This window comes from Bacillus cereus group sp. BfR-BA-01355 (assembly GCF_022663675.1).
GTDB classification, from domain to species: Bacteria; Bacillota; Bacilli; order Bacillales; family Bacillaceae_G; genus Bacillus_A; species Bacillus_A thuringiensis_S.
On record NZ_JAKUFY010000543.1, the window covers coordinates 1 to 204 of the forward strand.

Sequence of the window (204 nt, forward strand, 5' to 3'; positions counted from 1 at the left end):
CTCGGGATTTTTTGTTTCTCCCATGAAAACACTGTTATCCGCAAGATCAATGACTGGTATTTCTGTCTCAACTTCTGCTTTATATGTTAGAATGGCCTTCGGCATACAATCCGCAAGCATATATTCAATTCTATCTTTCGGATAAGTCGGATCCATCGGTACATATGCTGCACCTGCTTTAATGATGCCGTAAATCCCGATAAT

The 204-nt window shown here is 40.2% G+C and carries 1 protein-coding gene; it reads right to left on the minus strand.

All coding sequences use genetic code 11. The annotated features are described in order from the left end of the window. Positions 1–204: AMP-binding protein (locus tag MR167_RS33915; RefSeq protein WP_242316344.1), on the minus strand; the 204-nt coding region annotated here is incomplete at both ends.